This window comes from Phaeobacter sp. QD34_24 (assembly GCF_028890115.1).
Classification (GTDB): Bacteria; Pseudomonadota; Alphaproteobacteria; order Rhodobacterales; family Rhodobacteraceae; genus Phycobacter.
This window is the reverse complement of the sequence record NZ_JARCJD010000006.1, coordinates 207,178-213,624: the sequence shown is the minus strand read 5'-3', so window position 1 is coordinate 213,624 and position 6,447 is coordinate 207,178. Positions and strand designations below refer to the sequence as shown.

At 61.4% G+C, this 6,447-nt stretch carries 6 protein-coding genes; all 6 read left to right on the top strand.

Annotated elements, in window-relative coordinates:
* A partial coding sequence (locus tag PXK07_RS07185) for a hypothetical protein (RefSeq protein WP_274847532.1) occupies nt 1–336 on the top strand: 336 nt, incomplete at its 5' end.
* 108 nt (nt 337–444) lie between these two features.
* A complete protein-coding gene (gene cpaB, locus PXK07_RS07180; protein WP_274847531.1) occupies nt 445–1,305 on the top strand; it encodes a Flp pilus assembly protein CpaB in 861 nt (286 codons plus the stop codon).
* Between the two features lie 236 nt (nt 1,306–1,541).
* Complete coding sequence (locus PXK07_RS07175; protein WP_274847522.1) at nt 1,542–2,948, top strand: type II and III secretion system protein family protein; 1,407 nt, start codon at nt 1,542–1,544, stop codon at nt 2,946–2,948.
* A 20-nt stretch (nt 2,949–2,968) separates the two neighbouring features.
* Complete coding sequence (locus PXK07_RS07170) at nt 2,969–3,595, top strand: OmpA family protein (protein ID WP_274847521.1); 627 nt, start codon at nt 2,969–2,971, stop codon at nt 3,593–3,595.
* A gap of 148 nt (nt 3,596–3,743) precedes the next feature.
* The gene (locus tag PXK07_RS07165; RefSeq protein WP_274847520.1) at nt 3,744–4,982 is read left to right on the top strand and encodes an AAA family ATPase; all 1,239 of its coding nucleotides are present in this window, start codon (nt 3,744–3,746) and stop codon (nt 4,980–4,982) included.
* A 27-nt stretch (nt 4,983–5,009) separates the two neighbouring features.
* Nucleotides 5,010–6,443, top strand: coding sequence for a CpaF family protein (locus tag PXK07_RS07160; protein ID WP_274847519.1), 1,434 nt, complete (start codon nt 5,010–5,012; stop codon nt 6,441–6,443).
* Nucleotides 6,444–6,447: the final 4 nt, after the last annotated feature.

Sequence of the window (6,447 nt, the reverse complement as noted above, 5' to 3'; positions counted from 1 at the left end):
CAGGTGCCCAAAGGTCTTCCTGTCAGCCATCGCACTCGCAGCGCTCGTCATTTACTGGCTATGAGTCCTGACCCTAGGCAAGAGCTTTGGGGCCGCGTCTTTCAAAACGAAGACGCGGCCCTTTTCTTCTCCACCTTCCTATTGCGAAAGGTGAACGCGATGAAAAAGATCTGGTCTTTTCTGGCCCGGGATGAAGGCGCTGTGACGGTCGACTGGGTCGTTCTGACCGCTGCCATTGTCGGCCTGACCGTGCTGATCGCCTCCGCGATGGAGGATGGAGCGATGGGTCTGGCGAATGCGCTGATGGCCTATATGTCGAACTGGTCGTTCGGCTGATCGCCACAGACCGGCGGACTGCCGACAGAATGTATGCAGCGTTTTGATTGACCCATGCACCGGGTCCGCGTGTTGCGGAGCCGGGCTCGTATAATGAAAGGGACCACAATGCGTGCGGTTTTCGGACTTGTGCTTATTGTCGGTGTCGCCCTGGCCGGTGGCGCCGTTATGATGGCGAAGAACTACATTTCGGCCTATCAGAATGAACTTGCCCGCGAGAGGGCGAACCGTGCGGAAGTTGTTCCGACCACGGATGTTTTTGTTGCCACCAAGGCACTGAAATACGGTGAGCGGCTGACCCAGGAGGCTGTGCGCAAGGTGCGCTGGCCCCAAGACGCCATTCCCGAAGGCGCCTTTACCAGCCTTGAGGCGCTGTTCCCGCCAGATCGCGCCGATGACCCGCGCGTGGTGCTTCGCGCGATGGAAAAGGACGAGGCATTGCTGGCGGTCAAGCTGACCGCGCCGGGTGAAGATGCCGGTATCACCTCGCGTCTGGCCCGCGGCATGCGCGCCTTTGCGATCAAGGTCGATGTGGCCTCGGGCGTCTCGGGCTTCCTGCGTCCCGGTGACCGGGTCGATGTCTACTGGACCGGCACCGTGCGCGGTGCGAACCCCGGCGCCCAGGGGGATGTGACCCGGCTGATCGAAGCCAATGTGGAATTGATCGCCGTCGATCAAAGCGCAGGCGGCGATATCAACGGCGCCGTGATCGCCCGCACCGTCACCGTGTCGGCCCGTCCCGCACAGGTGGCCGCCCTGGCCCAGGCGCAAAGCACCGGCAAGCTGTCGCTCGCCCTTGTCGGCGCCGAGGATGACACCGTCGCAGCCATGGTCGAAGTGGATCAGCGCAAGCTCCTGGGACTGTCTGCGGTCGAGGCGCCAGTGGCGGCCCAGGAAGAACGGGTCTGCACAATCCGCACAAGGCGCGGCGCAGAGGTCGTGGAAATCCCGATCCCCTGCTCGAACTGACCCCAACGGCGCAGAGCAGACAGGAAAGCCAAGCTATACCAAGCCCTTAAACATCGAACAGCCGCCCCGAAACAGGGCGGCTGTCCTGCTTCATGTTGCCTCTGCCCCACAGAAATGCGCCGCATCCGGACAGGCTTTCCCATTGATTCTTGCAATATTTTTGGAACTGCCGCACAGTGTAGGGAATTATCGGGCAAAAGATCCGAAGTTGAGGCGTGATCGGAAAGGCAGGTCACATGGCAATTCGAAGGTTTGTTGCGGCAGCCCTGACCGGGCTATCGCTGATGTCTATGGCCGTTTCCGACGGCGCCATGGCCAATGGCTTGCGCGTGGTGAAAAAGGGGGCCTCTGCCTCTTTGGACGTGCCGATGAACCGCGCCGTGGTGGTCGAAAGCGACGTGCCCTTTGCCGAACTCAGCATCGCCAATCCCAGTATCGCGGATATCTCGTCCCTGTCCGACCGCACCATCTACGTGCTTGGCAAATCGCCGGGGCTGACCACGCTGACGCTGCTGGATGCCTCGGGTCGGTTGATTACCAACGTCGATGTGCGCGTGGCCGCCGATGTCACCGAATTCAAGGAACGGCTGCGCCAGATCCTGCCCGGAGAGAAGATCGAAGTGCGCACCGCCAATGACGGCATCGTGCTGTCCGGCACGGTGTCCAGCTCAGCCCGGTTGCAGCGGGCGCTGGATCTTGCCGAACGCTATGCGCCGGATCGGGTCAGCAACCTGATGTCGGTGGGTGGCGTCCAGCAAGTGATGCTGAAGGTGCGCTTTGCCGAGATGCAGCGCTCGGTCTCCAAATCGCTCAGCTCGTCGCTCGGCGTCAATGGCGGCAGCGGCTTTGGCGTCAACGGCGGGGTCAATACGCTGAACAACCAGGGCAGCCTGACCAATGCGCTGACCGGCAACATCCCGGCCGCCAACAGCAATACCGGCGCGGTTCTGTTCGGCTTCAACGTCGGGTCGGTCCAGGTCGGCCTGCTGCTGGAGGCGCTGGAACAAAAGGGTGTCGTGCGCACCCTGGCAGAACCCAATCTGTCGGCCCTGTCCGGGCAGGAGGCGAAATTCCTGGCCGGTGGCGAATATCCGGTTCCCGTCGCTCAGGAGGACGGGCTGATCACGGTCGAATTCAAACCCTTCGGGATCGAGTTGAACTTCATCCCCCGGGTGGTGGATGAAGACATCGTGAACCTGGAGCTGAAGGCTGCTGTATCGGCCATCGACCCCACCAATTCGCTCGAACTCAACGGCCTGTCGATCAACGCCTTCTCGCGCCGCGAAACCTCGACCACGGTGGAAATGCGCGATGGCGAGAGCTTTGCCATTGCCGGGCTGATCAAGGACGAATTCCTTGATAACTCGTCACAATTGCCCTGGCTCAGCGATGTGCCCGTGCTCGGTGCCCTGTTCCGCAGCGCCGATTATCAGCGTTCACAGACCGAGCTGGTGATCATCGTGAGCGCCCATCTGGTCACCCCGACCCGTGGCGAAGCGCTGACCCTGCCCACCGATCGCATCAAACCGCCCAGCGAAGCGGACCTGTTCCTGTTCGGTCGCACCGCGCGCAGCCGCTCCGGCCCGGCCAGCGAAGTGGCGAAGCAGGATTTCAACGGCTCCTACGGCTATGTAATGGACTGAGCAAAGGGACGATGGAGCACATGATCAAGACATCCGCCATCCTGGCGCTTTTGCTGGCCACCACCGCCTGTACGCGCGAGGCAGGTCAACCTCTTTCCGGCACGATTTTTGGCAACTCCACGACCAACAATGCTGCGGTGATGAGCGGCGAGCGGGACTTTGCCATCCAACTGGCTGGCCGTTTCGCCGAGGAAGTGCCCACCACGATCAATTTCGACTTCGACAGCGCCCGGCTGGATTCGGCCGCCCGCGCGACGCTGGACCTTCAGGCCCACTGGATCAAACAGTTCCCCGAAGTGCGCTTCCGCGTCTATGGTCACACCGATGCGGTCGGCAGCAGCACCTATAACAATCGCCTGGGCAAACGCCGCGCCCAGGCCGCTGTCAACTACCTGGTATCAAAGGGAATTAGCCGCTCCCGCCTAGAGGCAATGGTGTCTTACGGCGAAACCCAGCCGCTGATCGTCACGCAGCAGCGTGAGCGGCGCAACCGGCGCACGGTCACCGAGGTCAGCGGCTTCCTGAAGCGTCACCCTACGGTTCTGGACGGAAAATATGCCCAGATCATCTACCGGGAATATGTCGCAAGCGCGGTGCCGGCAACGACCCTGACGGCCGAACAGACCCTGCAAAGCACCCTGGACTAAAATACCGTCTTAAAACCCCTTAACTTTTCCCTACAATTGGAGGCTTTTGGCCCAATTGTGGTCAAGATCTTAACGGACAGTCGCTACAAGAGGTGAAGTGCGCCCCGTGATGGGGGGCCGACTTCTTTGAGACTAGAGGATCTTGGCGATGAGCAGCGGACAACCGCAACCTGATACACCTGCCATTGTTGCCTGCACCATCAGCCGCGATGTGCAGAACTTCGACCTCTTGATCGAAGACATGGAAATGGCATTGGGGGAAGCCTGGGGCGACCTGGGGTTTTCCGAGGCGCTGGCCTTCTTCGGGCAGCCCGAAGCCGACTCCCTGCAATTCGTTGCCATGGCGATGGACTGCGAGGATGAGGACGAGTTGCCCCTGATGGGCGATATCATCACCCAGGCCCATGCCAAGGGCATCAAGGTCATCCTGATCGCCGAGGACGTGACCCCGGCGGCGCTGCATTCCCTGCTGCGCCAGGGGGCTGACGAATTCATCCCCTATCCGCTGCCGGAACAAGAGCTGCAGGCGGCGATTGACCGGCTCAGCGCGCCAGAGCCGCAGCCCGAACCGGTGGCCAATACCCACCAGCTGAAAAGCGGCAGCCGCCGCGAGGGGGCGCTGATCGTCTGCCACGGGATGGCGGGCGGAACCGGATCGACCACCCTGGCGGTGAACCTGGCCTGGGAACTGGCCGAACTCAGCAACAGCAAGGAACCCCGTGTCTGCCTGCTGGATTTCGACATGCAGCATGGCTCTGTCTCGACCTATCTGGATCTGCCCCGCCGCGAGGCGGTGATGGAAATGCTGAGCGAGACCGACAGCCTGGATGAAGAGATCTTCGGTCAGGCGCTGTTGCCCTTCCAGGAAAAGCTGCAGGTGCTGACAGCGCCGGCGGATATGATCCCGCTGGAAATCATCACCCCCGAGGACGTGGAGCGGGTGATCGAGATGGCCCGAAGCCACTTCGACTTTGTGGTGGTGGATCTGCCGCATACATTGGTGCAATGGTCCGAAACCATGCTGCAGCTGGCCCATGTCTATTTCGCGGTGATCGAGCTGGACATGCGCTCGGCCCAGAACACGGTGCGGATGAAACGGGCGCTGCAATCCGAGGGCCTGCCCTTCGACAAGCTGCGCTTTGCCCTGAACCGGGCACCGAAATTCACCGATCTGAGCGGCAAATCCCGGGTGAAACGTATGGGCGACAGCCTTGGCATCTCCATCGATCTGCAATTGCCGGATGGTGGCAAGCCGGTGACGCAAAGCTGCGATCATGGCCTGCCCCTGGCCCTGTCCAATGCCAAGAACCCGCTGCGCAAGGAAATCGCCAAACTGGCTCAATCGCTGCACGAACTTGGCCAGGGCGAGGCCGACGCCGCCGCATAGAGCACATGATTACCGGGGGGTAGTAAGTTGTTTTCCAGATACAAAAAACCGGCACCCGCGAAACGCGAAACGCCTGTTCCTGCGCCCGCAGCGACGGCAGAAGCCAAACCGCAGCCCAGCGCCTCTTTGCGCCGCCCGGTCACCCGCACCCAGGCCGAAGCCGCACCTGTCGACAAGGAGCGCAAGCGCAAGGAACGCCTGGGCGAAATCAAGGTGCAATTGCACCGTGATCTGCTGGAGAACCTGAACCTGGCCGCCCTTGAAAAGGCCAGCGAGAAAGAACTGCGCGCAGAGATCGCACAGATCGCAGGCGAAATCCTCGAAGAAAAGGGCATTGTCCTCAACCGCGAAGACCGCATGACGCTCAACAAGGAGCTTTATGACGAGGTCACCGGTCTGGGGCCGCTGGAATCGCTGCTGCAGGACGAGACCGTCAGCGATATCCTGGTGAACGGTCCACAACAGATCTTCGTGGAACGCGAAGGCAAGCTGCAGCTGTCCGACGTGACCTTCAAGGATGAAAAGCACCTGATGCGGATCATCGACAAGATCGTCTCGGCGGTGGGGCGGCGTGTCGATGAATCCAACCCCTATGTGGACGCCCGCCTGGCGGATGGGTCACGCTTCAACGCCATGGTGCCGCCCATCGCGGTGGACGGCTCGCTGGTGTCGATCCGGAAGTTCAAGAAAGACAAGCTGGGCATCGATGACCTGGTGAATTTTGGCGCCTTCACCGAAGAAATGGCCGCCTATCTGCAAGCGGCGGTTTCCACCCGGCTCAACGTGATCGTCTCGGGCGGGACCGGTTCGGGCAAGACGACGACGCTCAATGCTCTCTCGAGCTTCATTGACGACTCTGAACGGATCCTCACCATCGAGGACACCGCCGAACTGCAGCTGCAACAGACCCATGTGGGCCGAATGGAAAGCCGCCCGCCCAACGTCGAGGGCAAAGGCGAAGTCTCTCCGCGCGACTGTCTGAAGAACGCGCTCAGGATGCGCCCCGACCGCATCATCGTGGGCGAGACCCGCGGCGAAGAGGTCATCGACATGTTGCAGGCGATGAACACCGGCCACGACGGATCGATGACCACGATCCACGCCAACTCGGCCCGCGACGGGGTATCGCGCCTTGAGAACATGATCGCCATGGCCGGGATCGAAATGCCGATCAAGGCGGTGCGCAGCCAGATCTCCTCGGCTGTCAACCTGATTGTACAGGCCTCGCGCCTGCAGGACGGCTCGCGCCGGATGACCTCGATCACCGAGATCACCGGCATGGAGGGCGATGTGATCTCGATGCAGGAGATCTTCCGCTTCCAGCGTGTCGGCCTGACACCGGACAACAAGATCATCGGCCATTTCACCGCCACCGGCGTGCGCAGCCATTATTCGGAACGGTTCCGGCTGTGGGGCTACGACCTGCCGCCCTCGATCTATGAACCCACGCGGATGGAGTAGACGC

Coding starts and splice junctions, on each gene's coding strand:
- PXK07_RS07170 (WP_274847521.1), top strand. CDS start 2,969: ATGATCAAGACATCCGCCATCCTGGCGCTTTTGCTGGCCACCACCGCC.
- cpaB (WP_274847531.1), top strand. CDS start 445: ATGCGTGCGGTTTTCGGACTTGTGCTTATTGTCGGTGTCGCCCTGGCC.
- PXK07_RS07165 (WP_274847520.1), top strand. CDS start 3,744: ATGAGCAGCGGACAACCGCAACCTGATACACCTGCCATTGTTGCCTGC.
- PXK07_RS07175 (WP_274847522.1), top strand. CDS start 1,542: ATGGCAATTCGAAGGTTTGTTGCGGCAGCCCTGACCGGGCTATCGCTG.